Source organism: Arcobacter sp. L (assembly GCF_000284235.1).
Lineage (GTDB): Bacteria > Campylobacterota > Campylobacteria > Campylobacterales > Arcobacteraceae > Aliarcobacter > Aliarcobacter defluvii.
Window position 1 is genome coordinate 2042484 of sequence record NC_017192.1, and the last position, 16128, is coordinate 2058611.

Here is a 16128-nt window from a genome sequence, read left to right on the forward strand (position 1 = left end):
GATTATTTCTTAAGCTTTTTAATCTATTTTAATCTTTGGTTCACTTATATAATAACCTTGAGCATAATCAATACCTAAATCTTTTACTTTTTCAAAAATATCTTTATTTGATACAAACTCAGCTATAGTTTTTAGACCTTGTCTTCTTGCAAAATCTACTAAAGTGATTACTATTTCTTCACTATTTTTATTTATTAAAATATCTTTTATTAAAGAACCATCAATTTTTATATAATCTGCATTTAGTTTTATTAGATATTCAAAATTTGAATATCCTGAACCAAAATCATCAATTGCAATTTGACAACCAAGCTCTCGTACTTTATCAATAAAACTATTTACCTCAACAAAATCTTCGATCCCCTCTGATTCAACTATTTCGAATACAACTTTAGATGCAATATTATATTCCACCAACATATCTAAAATATAAGTAGATATTGATTTACTTTTTATATCTTCTAAAGTTAAATTTATAGAAAACTCAAAATTTTTATCTTTAAAATATTCAAACGATTTTTTAATTACCCGTTTTGTAAGTTTTAAATACTGTTTTGATTTTTTTGCTATATCTAAAAAATAATAAGGAGAAATTGCTATTCCATCTTCATCAATCAATCTTACTAATGCCTCATATTTTTCAATTTTATTTGTTTTTATATTGAATATTGCTTGATAATAGGGAACTATATTATCATTTTCAAATGCTTTTTTTAGTTTAGTTGTCCACATAATATTTTTTTCATAGATTTTTTCAATCTCTAAATTTTTATCATAGATAACTACATCTTTATTTGTTTTTGCATATTTTTTAATCATATTTGCAGTTTTTTTCAAAGTATTTTTTTCTTCAAAAGATATACTATAGCTTATCTGAATATAGATCTCTTTACCTTTTATTTTTAAAGGATTTAAACTCAATGAATCAGAAATTTGTTTTATAAATCTAATAAAATGTTCTTTATCTTCATTATCAGCTAAAATCGCAAATTCATCTGAATATATTCGATATAATGAATATTTATTTCCTATAAATTTTCTAAAAGTTTTTGCAACTATTCTTAAAACTTCATCTCCAATATCATATCCATAAAAATCATTTATTTCGCCAAATCTATTTATATCTAAAAGTGCTAAAGAAGGTCTTTTTGATTTTTTTATATCTTCTAATAATTTAAATCTATTTCCCTCTTTTGTTAAAAAATCTTCTCTTAAACTTTTTTCTAATTCTTCTGATTTATGAATCAAATCTGTTATTTCATGTCTTATAGCAATATACTCTATAATTTCATTATTTTCATCTAAAATAGGTTTAATAATAATGTTTACATAATAAAATTCACCATCTTTTCTTCTATTTTTTAAAACACCATGCCAAGTATTTTTACTAGATATAGTTTCCCATAAATTTTTAAAAATTTCTTTTGAACTTTCTCCTTTTAAAAGACTATGTGGTTTACCAAGTATCTCTTCTCTTGAATATAAAGTAACCTCACAAAATTTATCATTAACATAAGTTATATTCCCTTTCAAATCAGCTTTTGAAATAATATTACTCTCTTCAACTGCCTCTTTATATTGTTTTAATATATGATTTTCTTTTTTTAAATCTCGATTTTTTTTCTGTTTTGATAAAAGATAAATGATTATAAAAAAAGTTAAGATTAATAAATATTCTTCATATGAAAGGTTCAATTATAATCCTTATTTAGATTGTTTGTAAATCATTATACAAGATTTTTTTCAATTTTCAAAATTAGTTATTTTATATTTTTATACAAAATTATCAGCAATGTAACTTTTTTGTTATCAATCTATGTTACAATTTCTTATGAAAGAAAAAGTATATGTATTAGATACAAATATCATCTTACAAAATCTTCAAAATCTCTATAAAATATCAGACAATAAAACTAACCATATGGTAATACCTGAAACAGTACTTCTTGAATTAGAGGACAAAAAGAAACTGACAAATGAATTAGGGTATTACTCAAGAGAATTTGCTAGATTACTTGCAAAGATGAAAATCAAAGAGGTTGATTATAGAACTGGCTTTAAAGTTGTAAAACTTTTTAATGAAGAAATAAATATTGATATAATCTCAAAAGATAAATATGATACACAAATTGAACAAATTCATATTTCAGAATCTAATGATAAAAGAATTATTGAAGTAGCTTCAATTGCCCAAGAATATTATAAAGGTTGCCAGACGATTTTTCTATCTTTAGATGTATATGCTAGAACTTTTGCACTATTTAAAGGTATAAAAACAGAAACTCTACATGATGATAAATCAACCGTTCCAAATTTTAATTTTGTAAAATCAATAGAACTTGATTCTTCTTTATTTAATAGTTTAGAGAATAAAGATATTACTTCTGTTGATAAAGATTATGAAATGGAAAATTTTGCTTATAGTTTTGAAAGCAATGATGGAAATATCGAATATGCAATTATTACAAATGGAAAAATTGATGTTTTAAAAGAAAATGATTTTAAATCTTTAAATGTAAAACCAGTAAATATAAAACAAAAACTTTTTACAAAAGCAATTTTAACAAATATGTATGATTTACTTGTAATTGATGCAAAAGCAGGAAGTGGTAAAACTTTGATGTCAATAGTTAGTTCTATGAGATTAATTGATTTAGGTTTATATGATAAAATTGTATATGTTAGAAACTCCATAGAATCTTTAGATAAAGGTGCTGATGTTGGATATTTAGCAGGAAATGATGAAAAATTTAGAATCTATAATATGGCATTAAGTGATACTTTAGAATTTATTGCAAAAAAACATCTTAAAAAGAGTGAAAATAGAGAAAATCAAGAATCAATTGACTCTAAAATTGATGAATTAAAATCAAGATATTGTATAGAAACTCTTTGGCCAGGAGAAGCAAGAGGAAGAACTTTAAGTGGTGCAATTGTTATCATGGATGAATGGCAAAATAGTAGTGAAAAAACAACTCAATTAATACTTTCAAGACTTGATGAAAGTTGTATGGCAATAGTTATTGGTTCAAATAGACAAATTGATAATTTGTATTTAAACAAATACAACAATGGTTTAACAACTCTTTTAAAACAAACAAATCAAGCACATCCTGAACTTAAAATGTTTGCAATAGAGTTAGAAAAAGCAGTTCGTGGTAAATTTGCACAATTTACAGAAAGAATTTTTGAGAAAAAAGTAGAGAATTAAACTTCTCTATTTTTTAGAACAATTACCTTTGTTTCCACAACCACAATTGCCATTTTTTCCAAATAGTTTATTTATAAAATAAATTGCAGCAATTCCAACTATGATATAGATGATAATGTCTTCCATTTTAAACCTTATTTTGATAATGATTATTATATCATTATTTAATATTTTTGCATAATTTTTAGGTTTAAAACAATAAAATATAACCACAAAAATAAAAGGATACAACATACAAAATAGATTAATAAATGATACTATTTACAATCATATAGAATATACAAAACTTGAAGATAAAATTCTTCAAACAAAAATAGTGAATAGATTACAATTCATCACACAAAATGCTTTGGCGTATTTTTCATATCCATCAATTACTACAAAAAGATTTATTCATAGTTTAGGAACTATGCATTTAGCTTCTTTTATGTTCAAAAATGCGTTACTTAATGCGGATAAAAAAACAAAAAATGATTTTTTATCAAGCCTAAAAAATACAATTGTTTCTATAATAATTGAAGAAAATCTAAAACTTAGTTTTGATGATATGGATTATTTTGATAACAAAGCTTTATACCAATTTACAATTCCAACAAAATCAAAATCTCAAAGAGCAACTTATACAATATTTTTACAAACACTAAGAATAGTTGCCCTACTTCACGATGTAGGACATCTTCCTTTTTCACATCAAGTTGAATATGCTTTAAAAAAAGTTTATGACAAAATCAAACTAAAAGAGCAGAATCAAGAAGCTTTACTAGAAAAAGAGGTAGTTTTTAAAGAAAATTATGAAGAGATTACAAAAAATTCAAAAGAAGTTTTACACGAAGCAATAGGTGAAAATCTTTTAAAACTACTTTTTGATTATGAATTAGAAGAATTAATCTCAAAATCTTATGAAAAAGAGTATTTAAAACTTATCAAAAGACTTGCTATTTTAATCCTTGAAGAAGAGTTTTATGAAGGTTTTCATTTTAAAGTTTTACATAATTTTATAGATAGCACAGTTGATGCAGATAGGCTTGATTATATAAATCGTGATATGTTAGCAAGTGGTTATATAACAGGTCCAAATGACCATATAAGAATCACGAAACAAGCTGTTTTGGTACAAAAAGATGAAAAGTTTTATCTAAGTTTTTACGATATGAGTTTGATTGATATTGAACATATGCTTGAAATGAGATTTAATCTTTATAAAAAAGTAATCTTCAATCATGGTATTGCAAAAACAGATACACTACTTGAAAGTGTAGTTCAATATTTAGCTAGCAAATATTTTGAAGATGAAAAAGAAGAAAAACTTTCAAACTCGATTTCAATGTTGTGGAATTTTAAAAATCAAAATAGACAAAAAGAACTTGATATTATTTCAATGCTTGATGAAAATTGGCTAATTTCATTATTTAAAAATAGATATTTTGATATAAAAGATAAAGAAATTCAAACAAAAGAAGATAAAAAATATCTATACTGTTTTGAAGAAGTTTTATTTGGAAAACGAAGATTTAGAAGTCCTTGGAAAAACCTAAATGAATTTTATAAAGTTTTAGATTTTACAACTGTGGAAAGATATAAATTTAGAGAAAGCTTTGGATTTATAACAATAAATAGATTAAATAAATTACAAATAGCATTAGATGATTTTGTTAAAAAATATGAAAATGAAGAACTATATTTTGCATACCAAATAGTATCTTTTAAACTTGGAATTGCAAAAGATTTTTATTTATATGATGGTGATGAACTTATAAATATTGATGAAATTTCAACTTTAAGAAAAAGATTAAAATATTCTATGAGAAATACTGTTCCTTTTTATCTTTACTCAAATAAAAAAACTTTAACAACAGAGATGAAAACAGAGCTAAAATCTATATTATTCAATATTTTTGAGGAATGAAATAGATAAATATTTTGCTAAAATTACAAATACTAATTCGAAGGATAAATTTTGGATTTAACAAGCCTTAGAGCAAAATACACAACAAGAGGTTTAGATATAAAAGATTTAAACCCAAATCCTTTTTTTCAATTTGAGATTTGGTTCAATCAAGCGATGCAAGCAGAACTTACTGAACCAAATGCTTTTTCCCTAGCAACTGTTGGAGCTGATATGATGCCAAGTATTAGAACAGTTTTATTAAAAATATTTGATGAAAAAGGTTTTGTTTTCTTTACAAATTACACAAGTACAAAAGCGAAACAAATAGAACAAAATCCCAAAGCAGCTGCACTTTTCCCTTGGCTTGATTTAGAACGTCAAGTAAAAATTGAAGGGAATATTGAAAAAATATCAACAACTGAATCTTTAAAATATTTTCTCTCACGCCCAAAAGGTAGTCAAATTGGAGCTTGGGTATCTCACCAAAGTCAAGTTATTAGTTCAAGAAGTCTGCTTGAACAAAAGTTTGATGAAATTAAAAGAAAGTTTGTAAAAGGTGAAGTCCCTTTTCCTGATTTTTGGGGTGGATATATCATCAAACCTACAAAAATAGAGTTTTGGCAAGGTGGACAAGATAGACTTCATGATAGATTTTTATATGAATTACAACAAGATGGTACTTGGACTATCTCTAGACTTGCACCTTAATCTTTCAAATTGTTATATTTTTTAAACTCTTTTGAAAATTTTTGTAAAATTCTTTTAGAAAAATTAGGAGTTTAAAATTGGTACTTGGAAAATGTCCATATTGTTCGGGAAATGTAATAGCAATAAAAACTGTAGCACTTGGAAAAAAAGTAAATCTTTACACTTGTGAGAATGCAAAAAAAGAACATGATGATAGTTCACAATTTGTGTTTTCTTCTGATTCAACATGTACTTTTAGAGTCTATTCAAATGTCTTTTTAAAATGGAATAAAAGAAGTTTTTCTAAATATGAAATGAAAAAATTATTAGAAGAAGATCAAGTTATTGTAAGACTTCATGGAAGACGAGGAACAAGTGAATATTTCAAATATGTAATAACAGATAAAGAGTATGGAATTTCTATTTTATGGGATGAAGAAGTTTCAAAAAAAGAGGAAGAAGAGTTTTTAATCTCTTCTTGAAGTTGTTTCTAATAAGTGGTAACCAAAGTCAGTTTTAACTGGTCCATGAACTACATTTATTGCTTCATTAAATACAACTTTATCAAATTCAGGAACCATTTGTCCTTCAAAAAAGTTACCTAAATCTCCACCTCTTGAACCTGATGGACAAGATGAATACTCTTTTGCTAAATCTTCAAATTTTTCACCTTTTGCAATTCTTTCTTTTAATTGTAAACATAACTCTTCACTATCAACTAACAAATGTCTAGCCGTTGCACTTTTCATAATATTTCCTTTTGTAATTTTAAATAAAAAAAGATTTTAACATAAGCTTTCTTTTGACTAATTATTAATCAAAAAATTCTATTGCATTTTTACCTTGTTTTTTTGCTACATACATAGCTGTATCTGCTTGTTTAATAATATCTTTTACACTAACACTTGAATCACTAAATAGTGTAATTCCAATACTTGGAGTTGAAACATTGATATGACCTTCAATATGAGTAATTCCATTTAAAACATTTTTTATTTTTTCTGCAAGATTCGTTATATTTGTTTTTGCATCAATTTTATTATTACCAATATTATCAATAAGAACAATAAATTCATCTCCACCAATTCTTGCTATTGTATCTTCATCTCTGATAACTTCTGCTATTTTTTTTGCAACCATGATAAGTAATGCATCTCCAATATCATGACCTAAAGTATCGTTTACTTCTTTGAAATTATCTAAATCAATAAAAATCAAACCACCTACTATTTTGTGTCTTACAACTTTTGTAATTGCGTGTTCTATTCTATCTAGTAACAATAATCTATTTGGTAAACCTGTTAAATTATCATGTGTTGCTTGGTACTCAAGAACTTTTTCTTTATCTTTTTGCTCACCAATATCTATATATTGTCCTAGAAAATGAGTTATTTTCCCATCTTTATCTTTAATAGCTGTAATTGTACTTCGTAAAGGGATAATTTCATCATTTGCTTTTCTATTATAAACTTCACCACTCCAAAAACCTTGAATACGCAAACTATTCCATAATTCATCACCAAATTTACTATTTTGATGACCTGATTTAAATATTCTTGGATTTTTACCTAAAATTTCTTCTCTTGCATAACCCATTGTTGTACAAAATGCTTGATTTACTTTTATAATTTCTCCAGCATTATTTGTAATAATCATTGGTTCACTTGATTCAAAAGCATATGAAGATAATCTTAACTCATCTTCTTGTTTTACTCTTATTTCTTCATATTCAATTTTTTCTAAACAATGTGTTACATCATTTACTAATTTGTCAAATAAAATTTCAACTTCTTGATCAAAAAAGTTTAATTCATTTGAATAAATAACTAATGTTCCAACTATTTGATTAAATTTTTTTATAGGGAATGTTGCCATTGAATTGATATTTAATTCATCAGCATTTTCATAAAAAACAGAAATATTTTTTTCTTTAAAATTATTTATTATGATATTTGTTTCCCATTTTATAGTCTTTGAAATTATATTATCTTTAGTTTTATCGTGATATTTATCCATTTGAGTAATAATTTTATCTTTTAACTTTCCTTCATTTGCAATTATTTCTTTATCACTTAAATCATATATAAAACAAAACTGCAAATTTTCATTTTCCAATAATAATTCACAAATATTTGAATATAGCCTTTTTTTATCAAAAGTTTTTAATAAAAATTTATTGGCTTGGTTTAATAATTCATAAATTTCTTTATGTTTTTGAACTTTATAAAAACTTTTTTGTTCATTAAAAATTATATTTCTTAAAACAAAAAGTAATGAAATCAATGTAGAAAAACAAACAAATAAAAAGATTAAACTCTTATTTCTTTCCACTATAATATCATCTTCATATTTCATTGCTGTTTTTTCTATTGAATAGATTAAATTGTTATAAATATTTGATAAATAATCTATATTTTCATTTGAGATATATTCCCAATCTTCAAATTTGAAGTCACTATTTTTTTCAATTTTATTTTTAATATTATTTCTCAAAATAAAAATTTTGTTTAAATAATCTTCATTAAACTTTATATTAAAGTTTTGTAAAGAGCTTAAACTATGAACATTATAAAAAGAATCTTTATTTATCTCCTGAATTGAGTAATTTCTTAAAAAAATATCATATAGTTTATCATCTAATTTTTTTTCTTCTAAATAAATTTTTATAATACTTTTTTCAATATAACTTGCTTCTTTAAAATTTAGAAAATCTACAACATTTGATAAATCTGTATTAAACTCTATTGCAAATTTAATCGGTTTCATTAGAGATAAAGAGTTTAATAAAACTCTATTTATTGCGTTATAACCTTCAAAAACTTCATCAATAGATATCGAAAAATTATCTATTTTATTTCTAAAATCATCTATTTTTTTTATATCAATTTTAAATTGATTGAATTTACTTTCTAAATTTAGATTTTTAACAATATTTATTAGATTATTATAAGATTTTGTTGTTTCATTTTGTTGCTTTTCAAGTTGGAGAAATTCATTTCTTAATAAAAAATATTTAACTGACAAATCTCTTTCTTCTTCAAAATTTGAAATCAATTTTTCCACAGATTTAAGGTAAGTTAAATTATCATAAGTATCATCAATTTCTTTTGTAAGTTCAACTTTTTCAAGAACTAAAACTGAACTAAAATACAAAATTCCTAGAGCAGGAAGTGTAAAAATAATAATTATTTTAAGAAATAATGTATTCTTTAACAATATATTTCCTTTTATTCTTTAATTTTGATTATATCTTATTTAAATTAATATAAATGAAAAAATTGAATAATTTAACTTAGAAATACCTATTTTTCATAAATACGATAATATTTTCCTTTGATTTTTGTCTTTAATAATTTTTCTAAAACATAAATAATTTTTTCTTTATTGATTGCAACATATGAAGAAAAATCTAAAATATCAATTTTTCCTATATCATCTTTTTGCAAACCAATTCCAGCAGTTAATGCACCTAAAATATCACCTGCTCTTAATTTCTGTTTTTTCCCACCATTTATAAAAATTGTTCTCAAATTAGAATCTATTTTATATGATATATCATCTTCAATAGTAGAGATATCTTCTTCTTTAATATCAGAAAATTTATCTTTTATGATTTCAACTTTGTCTAATTCATCTTTTGTGTATAAAGAAATTGATAATCCACCTTTTCCAGCACGTGCTGTTCTTCCGATTCTATGAGTATGTATTTTTTCATCCAATGATAAATCATAATTAATTACCAAATCCACATCATCAATATGAAGCCCTCGTGAAGCAACATCTGTAGCTATCAAAATTGGATAAGATTTGTTAGAAAATAATATTATTGTTTCATCTCTTTGTTTTTGTTCTAAATCTGAATGAAGTGTTAAAACATCTAAACCCATATCATATAAATCATCTGCCAATTTATCACAAGTTATTTTCATATTACAAAAGATTAGAATTGATTTTGCTTTATTTGAAGAAATTAAAGCAGGAATTATAGATGTTTTATTCTCATCAAAAATTTCATAAAATTTTTGATTTATTGTAGTTTTTATTTCATCTTCTACTTTTACTAAAGTTGGTTCTACTAAAATATTAGAAGCTAGATTTTCAATATTTTTTTCAAAAGTTGCAGAAAAAAGTAGTGTTTGTCTTTTTTTAGGTAAAGTATTTATTATCTCAATAATATCATCATAAAATCCCATATCTAGCATTTTATCAGCTTCATCTAAAACTAAAGTATTTATATTTTCTAAAGAAATATTATTTTCTTTTATATGTTTTAAAACACGTCCAGGAGTTGCCACTACTATGTGTGCTCCATGAAATAAAGATAAAGCTTGTGGTTTAAAAGGCATTCCACCACAAAGTGTTAGAACTTTTATATTATGAATATGCCGAGAAAGTTTTCTTAATTCTTGAGCTATTTGATTTGCAAGCTCTCTTGTCGGAGCTAAAATCAAAGATTGTACTTTAAACTCTTTTACTTTTAATTTATTTATTATTGGTATACAAAAAGCAACTGTTTTACCTGAACCAGTTTTTGCTTGAGCTATTAAATCTTTATTTTCTAAACTAAAAGGTAAACTTTTTTGCTGAATTGTGGTCATTTCAGTATATGACAAAGAATCTAAATTTGATAAAAACTCTTTTGATAAATTTAATTGTGAAAATTTTTTCATTATTATTTCTCAATTCTTTTGAAAAGATAAGAAATTAGTAAGAAAACTACTAACACAATTCCTAAACCTACATATTTAAAATCATCACTTAAACTTAATATATATTCTCCTGCTGTAAAACTTAAATATCCAATTATACAAGCCCATAAAATAGTTGCAAAAATATTTAATATTGCAAATTTTGTAGCTGAATATTTTGTAAGTCCCATTGCAAGAGGTATTAAAGTTTTAATTCCATAAATATATTTTTGAATAAATACTACAAAAGAGCCATATTTTCTCATCATTAAATGTGCTAATGCAATTTTTCTTCCATATTTTTTCATCATATCTTTTGCATAATTTTTATTTTTTCTAGCTATTAAAAATAAAAATTGATCACCTAAAAAGTTAGAAATACCTGCAACTAAAATAGAAATATAAATATTTAAATCTCCAGCATAAGATAAAACACCTGCAAATATAAGTCCAACAAATCCTCCACCAAAAGAGTATAAAAAAAGAGCTAAATAACCCCAATCTTGAATAAATTGTTCCATAAATTAAATCCTAATTCCAAAAAATTCTAAAGATTCAATCACTGAATCATCTTCAATATCTATTAGATTATTTTTTATATTTTCTCTTGCCTTATCGATAATAAAATTTTTCACTTTTATTTTTACATCTTCTAAATCATCAACTATTACAAAACCACTAAATTGAATCTCATTGTCATAACAAAGTAAAGTTCCATCACATGATTCTTCGATAAATTCACTAAGTTCTCTGTAATTAATTTCTAAATCACTTGCATGCCAACCATAATTTTCCAAAACTTTATCTTCAAATATCTCTACACCATCACTTTGATGATCGAAATAAAGCATATTTTCTTTATTCATATCAATAACATTCTGCCAATTCATAACAGGTTTTATTTTACAAACTGTTCCAACAATAGTTGGTTTATAATCTGATAGAAGTGTAGTTGCCATTGTTTTTGCATCTAAAATAGATGACAATTGTTGAAGATTTGTATTTTTATAAATAACTGCTTTTTTCTTTGTATCCTCTAAATTTGTATAAATATTTCCATCAACATCAATAATAATTTTAGATTTTGAAGCATATAAATTTAAAATTTGTGTTATATCAATATTTAGCTCTAAATCTTTTATATTAATTTTTCTCATTTTTAATCTTCCAATAATTAAATTTATAGGATTCTATCGTAAAGTTAATTAAATATTGAGTTTAATAATATTTATTCAAATTGTATAAAAGTTTAATCATTTTTTATATTTCTTAAAGTTAGTTTATATATAATGAAGCACTTTTATCTACCTAAAATGGGGGATTTATTGATAATTAGAAACATTATATCTTCTTTATTCAAAGATAAAAAAATCAAAACTCTATTTTTAGTAGATATTCTTTATATGAAAGATCTAAATGCCATTTATAATTTTGATAATGGCGATTTTATTATCAAACAACTAAATGAAATTTTAATCACTAAAACAAAAAATTCTATTCCAAGAACTCTTAATAGAAAGATTTCAGTAAAAATAAAAAATACTCATGCAGATGTTTTTGAAATACTGCTGTATGATGATTTAACAATTGAAGAAATTATTATAATAAAGAATCTAATTTATGAAAATGTTGTATCTAATGATTTTAAACTTTTAGATAAAAATTTATCAATTAATATTGATGTAACTATTGGTTGCTCAAAAAGTGCAGAAAAACAGATAAAATCATATGCCGAAAAAGCTTTACATGAAGCAAAATTAAACTATCTACACTATATGTATTTTGATTCTTTCTTATATAAAAATGAGTTTGTTAATAAAGATTTATTAGATATTTTAAATCATAATATAAACAATAATTTAGTTGAACCTTACTTTCAAGCAATTATGGATAATCAGTCAAATAATATTGTTAAATATGAAGCTTTAATGAGGATTTTTGATAAAGATGGAAATATGTTGATGCCAAATGTTTTCATTCACAAAGCAAAAAAATCAAGACTTTATCAGAAACTAATGGAAATTTTATTTGATAAAATCATCGTTTATATAGAAAAATATAAAATTCATATTAGTGTAAATTTAGATTATACAGATATTTTAAATCCCCAAATAAAAAGAACTCTTCTTTCTAAAATTAAAACAAAAAATGTTGGTTCATATATAACTTTTGAAGTATTAGAAAGTGAAAAAGTATCTAACTTCAATCTAGTAAATGATTTTATAAAAGAAGCAAGAATTTATGGAGTAAGAATTGCAATAGATGATTTTGGTACAGGTTTTTCAAACTATGAAAATATTTTAAATTTAGATATTGATTATATAAAAATTGATGGTTCTTTAATAAAAAAAATTGATGAAGCGATATATTTAAACTTGATAAAAAGTATTGTTTTATTTTCAAAACAACAAAATATAAAAATTGTTGCAGAGTTTGTTAGTGATTTAAAAACATTGCGTTATGTAAAAAATATAGGAATTGATTTTTCACAAGGTTATCATATAGGAAAACCAATGTGCATAGAAGAACTTTTAGGAGTTAAAAATGAAAAGAAAACTTGAAAAAATAACTAATTCAACAATCAATGAATTGTTAAATAATGAGATAATTTTACCATCTTTGTATTTTGAAAGATTTAATTATCACGCAAAAGAAGTAGAAGTAAATTTAGATGATGAAAACTTCCAAAAAGAGATAAATGAACTTTTGATTCAAGACTATAAAAATATTGAGAAATATATAAATTTAATCACTTCAAGTGTAAATGAACTAAAAAATGAAACAAAAAATGCAAGCACTGCTATTTTAAATAAAGATAGTAATACTTTGTCAGATATTTATAAAAAAATGATAACTCTTGAAAAAGAAATAGAACTTTTAAATAATGAATTATTTATTGATGAAACAACAAAAACTTATAATAGAAAATGGTTATATAGCAAATTTTTAAATGAAAATCTCTATTTTAAAGATAATGGAATTTGTACATTAGTTGATATAATTGATTATGAATATATCCAAAAAGAGTATGGAGAATTATTAGCCAAAAATTTTCTAATTTTTGTAATAAATTTTATTTCTCAGAAATTAAAAGATGAAAATTATGATTTTTATATAACTAGATATTTTGATGATAAATTTTTTATCTTTATTCTAAATGAAAACCAAAGTTCAATCGTAAATTATCTATTAAATTTAGAGCAAATGCTTTTAAATACAACTCTGAAAAGTCACTCAGGATTATATATAAAAGCAAATTATAAATTTAAAGTAGAAAGTTTTTCAACAAAAGATGAATCAAAATCAGTTTTTGAAAAGCTACTTAACTGAAAAAAGTATAAAACCTTTTTTCTTTTTCAACAGCTTCTTTATAAGAAATCTCTTCAAATCTAATTTTCGTATTTGCTTTTGCTTGAGAAAGTTTAAAACAATCTATTCCTAAAACAACCCCAATTTTTGGATAACCACCAATTGTTTGTCTATCCTTTAATAAAACTATTGGTTGCCCATCACTTGGTATTTGAATACTTCCAAAAGCAATTGCTTCTGAGATAATTCCATTTATTTCACATTTTATAGCTTCACCACTTAGCTTTGCTGCCATTCTATTAAAATCATTTGTTACTAAATAAGTTGAAGTTAAAAACTTCTTTTTTTCTTCATCTAAAAAGTAGTTTTCTTGATAAGAAAATAACACTCTTAAAGTCAAATTATCTTCATATTTTGGAATAAACTCTTCTTTTACTTTCATTGTATAGTTAAAATTAGAACTATTAAAAGGCAAAATATCACCTTTTTTTAGCTTATTTCCATCAAGTCCACCAAGATTTTCTTTTATTGTTACACTATTGCTTCCAAACTCTTTTTTTATATTAAAACCACCAGAAACTGCTAAATAAACCCTATTTCCACTTAGGATTTTTCCTATTTTTATGATGTCATTTTTTTTGATATTATAACTTTGCCAAAGCTCTTTTTTTTCATCATTTATAAAAAATTCACAACTAGCACCAGTGATAGAAATTTGAGTATTTTCATTTGCTTTAAATATCACATTTGAAAAAGCTATTTCTAAAATATTTGTATCTAAAGAGTTTTTCAAAAGTCTGTTTGCCCAAAAATAAGCATACTCATCCATCACACCAGAATTTGTAACTCCAATATGTGCATAGCCAAATCTTCCCCTATCTTGAATAGTTACAAAAAGAGGATTATTTATGACTTCTAAACTCATAAAACTCCTCCTTGAGACAAAAACTCCTCTTTTGAAATAGGATTAAATTTTACTTTATCACCTACCCTAAGTGGAGATAATGTTTCTAAATTTTTATCAAAAAGTTCAAAAGCTGTTTTTCCTATGATATTCCAACCACCAGGACTTTGTTGTGGATAAATTGCTGTTTGAAAATCAGCTATTGCAACACTTCCTTTTGGAACTATTTTTCTAGGAGTTGAAAGTCTTGGAAATACTATTTTTTCATCAACTTTTGCTAAATATGCAAAACCTGGCAAAAATCCAATTGCATAAACATCATAAAGTTTATTTGAATGAATTTCTATAATCTCTTCTATAGTTAAAGTTGTTTTTGAGCTTAAATATTCTAAATCAAATCCAACTTCTGTTCCATAATAAACATCTATTGTCACAATTTTTTCTTCAAAAATCTCATCTAATTCTAAATTTATATTTTGTTCTATTAAAGTTTTTAGAGTTTCAAAATCATATTTAAAAATATCAAAGCTTATAAAAATAGAAGTATAAGAAGGAATGATTTCAATAACCCCTTCTAAATTTAATTTTTTTATACCTAAATAGGCTTTTTTTATATCAAGTGCAATTTTTTCATCTATTAAATCTCCAAAATAGATGATAAATGAATCACAATTTACTACTTTAAAAATCATCAATAAATCGCTTTTCTAAGTAGTTTTATAAATTCAAGAGCCTTTTCATTATCACCATGAACACAAACTGAATCAGTTTTTAAAAATAGTTTTTGCCCACTTAAACTATATAAAAAACCTTTATCCTTTAGATTTTTTATTCTATTTACAACTTCTAATTCATCATGAATTACTGCATTTTCATTCATTCTTGATACTAAACTTCCATCATCATTATAATTTCTATCTGCAAATACTTCATAAATTAAATTTATAGAATATAATTTTGATATATGTTCATAAGCTTCATTTTTTGCTCCTGATAAAATCATCAATTTTATATTTTTATCAAAAGATGAAATTGCATTTAAAACTGCTTTAAAAATATTTTCATCTCTCATCATATCATTATAAAGTGCACCATGAGGTTTTACATAAGAAACAGCTGTTCCTTGAGCTTTACAAAAAGCACTTAAAGCTCCTAATTGATACAAAATTATTGATTTTATCTCTTCAAGTGAACAAAGTATACTTCTTCTTCCAAAACCAACTAAATCTTGATATGAAGGATGTGCACCTATTGTAACATTATGTTTTTTTGCCAATTGCACTGATCTGTTCATAGTAACTGAGTCACTTGCATGAAAACCACAAGCTAAATTTGCCATATCAATAAATGGCATAATTTCCTCATCATTTCCCATTTTCCAAATACCAAAACTCTCACCCATATCACAATTTAATTTTATGTTCATACCATTACCTTGCAT

The 16128-nt window shown here is 24.0% G+C and carries 16 protein-coding genes; 6 read left to right on the plus strand and 10 right to left on the minus strand.

Features of this window, described 5'->3' with window-relative positions:
• Window positions 1–18: 18 nt before the first annotated feature.
• On the minus strand, window positions 19–1695 hold the full coding sequence (locus tag ABLL_RS10115) for a GGDEF domain-containing phosphodiesterase (protein WP_014474703.1): 1677 nt from the start codon (window positions 1693–1695) through the stop codon (window positions 19–21).
• A gap of 136 nt (window positions 1696–1831) precedes the next feature.
• On the opposite strand from ABLL_RS10115, the gene ABLL_RS10120 reads away from it, so the two are divergent.
• The gene (locus tag ABLL_RS10120) at window positions 1832–3211 is read left to right on the plus strand and encodes a PhoH family protein (RefSeq protein ID WP_014474704.1); all 1380 of its coding nucleotides are present in this window, start codon (window positions 1832–1834) and stop codon (window positions 3209–3211) included.
• A 6-nt stretch (window positions 3212–3217) separates the two neighbouring features.
• Here the strand turns inward: ABLL_RS10120 and ABLL_RS15000 are convergent, their stop codons facing one another.
• Window positions 3218–3337, minus strand: a complete 120-nt coding sequence (locus ABLL_RS15000; protein ID WP_102043410.1) for a FeoB-associated Cys-rich membrane protein — start codon at window positions 3335–3337, stop codon at window positions 3218–3220.
• Between the two features lie 190 nt (window positions 3338–3527).
• On the opposite strand from ABLL_RS15000, the gene ABLL_RS10125 reads away from it, so the two are divergent.
• The 3 genes from ABLL_RS10125 (at window position 3528) to ABLL_RS10135 (ending at window position 6268) form a co-directional block, all read left to right on the plus strand.
• Window positions 3528–5117 carry a hypothetical protein gene (locus ABLL_RS10125; RefSeq protein WP_014474705.1) on the plus strand — a complete coding sequence of 530 codons (1590 nt, stop codon included), beginning with the start codon at window positions 3528–3530 and terminating at the stop codon, window positions 5115–5117.
• Between the two features lie 51 nt (window positions 5118–5168).
• The gene (gene pdxH / locus ABLL_RS10130) at window positions 5169–5807 is read left to right on the plus strand and encodes a pyridoxamine 5'-phosphate oxidase (RefSeq protein WP_014474706.1); all 639 of its coding nucleotides are present in this window, start codon (window positions 5169–5171) and stop codon (window positions 5805–5807) included.
• Window positions 5808–5884: 77 nt separating this feature from the next.
• On the plus strand, window positions 5885–6268 hold the full coding sequence (locus tag ABLL_RS10135) for a hypothetical protein (RefSeq protein WP_014474707.1): 384 nt from the start codon (window positions 5885–5887) through the stop codon (window positions 6266–6268).
• Here ABLL_RS10135 and ABLL_RS10140 read toward each other — a convergent pair.
• The 5 genes from ABLL_RS10140 to ABLL_RS10160 form a co-directional block, all read right to left on the minus strand.
• Window positions 6254–6535, minus strand: coding sequence for a peptidylprolyl isomerase (locus ABLL_RS10140; protein WP_014474708.1), 282 nt, complete (start codon window positions 6533–6535; stop codon window positions 6254–6256). The two genes, ABLL_RS10135 and ABLL_RS10140, sit on opposite strands and share 15 nt — an antisense overlap.
• A gap of 64 nt (window positions 6536–6599) precedes the next feature.
• Window positions 6600–9002: a diguanylate cyclase domain-containing protein gene (locus ABLL_RS10145; RefSeq protein ID WP_014474709.1), complete on the minus strand. Its 2403-nt coding sequence runs from the start codon at window positions 9000–9002 to the stop codon at window positions 6600–6602.
• Between the two features lie 86 nt (window positions 9003–9088).
• Window positions 9089–10456, minus strand: coding sequence for an ATP-dependent RNA helicase DbpA (gene dbpA, locus ABLL_RS10150; protein WP_014474710.1), 1368 nt, complete (start codon window positions 10454–10456; stop codon window positions 9089–9091).
• A 2-nt stretch (window positions 10457–10458) separates the two neighbouring features.
• Entirely contained in the window at window positions 10459–10995 is a 537-nt protein-coding gene (locus ABLL_RS10155) for a DedA family protein (protein ID WP_014474711.1), read from the minus strand.
• A 3-nt stretch (window positions 10996–10998) separates the two neighbouring features.
• Window positions 10999–11631, minus strand: coding sequence for a hypothetical protein (locus ABLL_RS10160; protein ID WP_014474712.1), 633 nt, complete (start codon window positions 11629–11631; stop codon window positions 10999–11001).
• 168 nt (window positions 11632–11799) lie between these two features.
• Here ABLL_RS10160 and ABLL_RS10165 point away from each other — a divergent pair, with 168 nt between their 5' ends.
• The gene (locus ABLL_RS10165) at window positions 11800–13035 is read left to right on the plus strand and encodes an EAL domain-containing protein (RefSeq protein ID WP_041654844.1); all 1236 of its coding nucleotides are present in this window, start codon (window positions 11800–11802) and stop codon (window positions 13033–13035) included.
• The gene (locus ABLL_RS10170) at window positions 13019–13804 is read left to right on the plus strand and encodes a diguanylate cyclase domain-containing protein (RefSeq protein WP_014474714.1); all 786 of its coding nucleotides are present in this window, start codon (window positions 13019–13021) and stop codon (window positions 13802–13804) included. The genes ABLL_RS10165 and ABLL_RS10170 overlap by 17 nt, the downstream gene beginning before the upstream one ends.
• Here the strand turns inward: ABLL_RS10170 and ABLL_RS10175 are convergent.
• Genes ABLL_RS10175 through ABLL_RS10185 form a run of 3 tightly spaced genes read right to left on the minus strand, consistent with a single transcriptional unit; the run spans window position 13797 to window position 16128 of the window.
• Complete coding sequence (locus ABLL_RS10175) at window positions 13797–14708, minus strand: biotin-dependent carboxyltransferase family protein (protein ID WP_014474715.1); 912 nt, start codon at window positions 14706–14708, stop codon at window positions 13797–13799. The two genes, ABLL_RS10170 and ABLL_RS10175, sit on opposite strands and share 8 nt — an antisense overlap.
• Window positions 14705–15379 carry a 5-oxoprolinase subunit PxpB gene (gene pxpB, locus ABLL_RS10180; RefSeq protein ID WP_014474716.1) on the minus strand — a complete coding sequence of 225 codons (675 nt, stop codon included), beginning with the start codon at window positions 15377–15379 and terminating at the stop codon, window positions 14705–14707. The genes ABLL_RS10175 and pxpB overlap by 4 nt, the downstream gene beginning before the upstream one ends.
• On the minus strand, window positions 15379–16128 hold the full coding sequence (locus ABLL_RS10185; RefSeq protein ID WP_014474717.1) for a 5-oxoprolinase subunit PxpA: 750 nt from the start codon (window positions 16126–16128) through the stop codon (window positions 15379–15381). The genes pxpB and ABLL_RS10185 overlap by 1 nt, the downstream gene beginning before the upstream one ends.

Excerpts from the sequence above, each read along its gene's own strand:
- ABLL_RS10120 (WP_014474704.1), top strand. The coding sequence starts at position 1,832 with ATGAAAGAAAAAGTATATGTATTAGATACAAATATCATCTTACAAAAT.
- ABLL_RS15000 (WP_102043410.1), bottom strand. The coding sequence starts at position 3,337 with ATGGAAGACATTATCATCTATATCATAGTTGGAATTGCTGCAATTTAT.
- ABLL_RS10140 (WP_014474708.1), bottom strand. The coding sequence starts at position 6,535 with ATGAAAAGTGCAACGGCTAGACATTTGTTAGTTGATAGTGAAGAGTTA.
- dbpA (WP_014474710.1), bottom strand. The coding sequence starts at position 10,456 with ATGAAAAAATTTTCACAATTAAATTTATCAAAAGAGTTTTTATCAAAT.
- ABLL_RS10155 (WP_014474711.1), bottom strand. The coding sequence starts at position 10,995 with ATGGAACAATTTATTCAAGATTGGGGTTATTTAGCTCTTTTTTTATAC.
- ABLL_RS10160 (WP_014474712.1), bottom strand. The coding sequence starts at position 11,631 with ATGAGAAAAATTAATATAAAAGATTTAGAGCTAAATATTGATATAACA.
- ABLL_RS10170 (WP_014474714.1), top strand. The coding sequence starts at position 13,019 with ATGAAAAGAAAACTTGAAAAAATAACTAATTCAACAATCAATGAATTG.
- ABLL_RS10175 (WP_014474715.1), bottom strand. The coding sequence starts at position 14,708 with ATGAGTTTAGAAGTCATAAATAATCCTCTTTTTGTAACTATTCAAGAT.
- pxpB (WP_014474716.1), bottom strand. The coding sequence starts at position 15,379 with ATGATTTTTAAAGTAGTAAATTGTGATTCATTTATCATCTATTTTGGA.
- ABLL_RS10185 (WP_014474717.1), bottom strand. The coding sequence starts at position 16,128 with ATGCAAGGTAATGGTATGAACATAAAATTAAATTGTGATATGGGTGAG.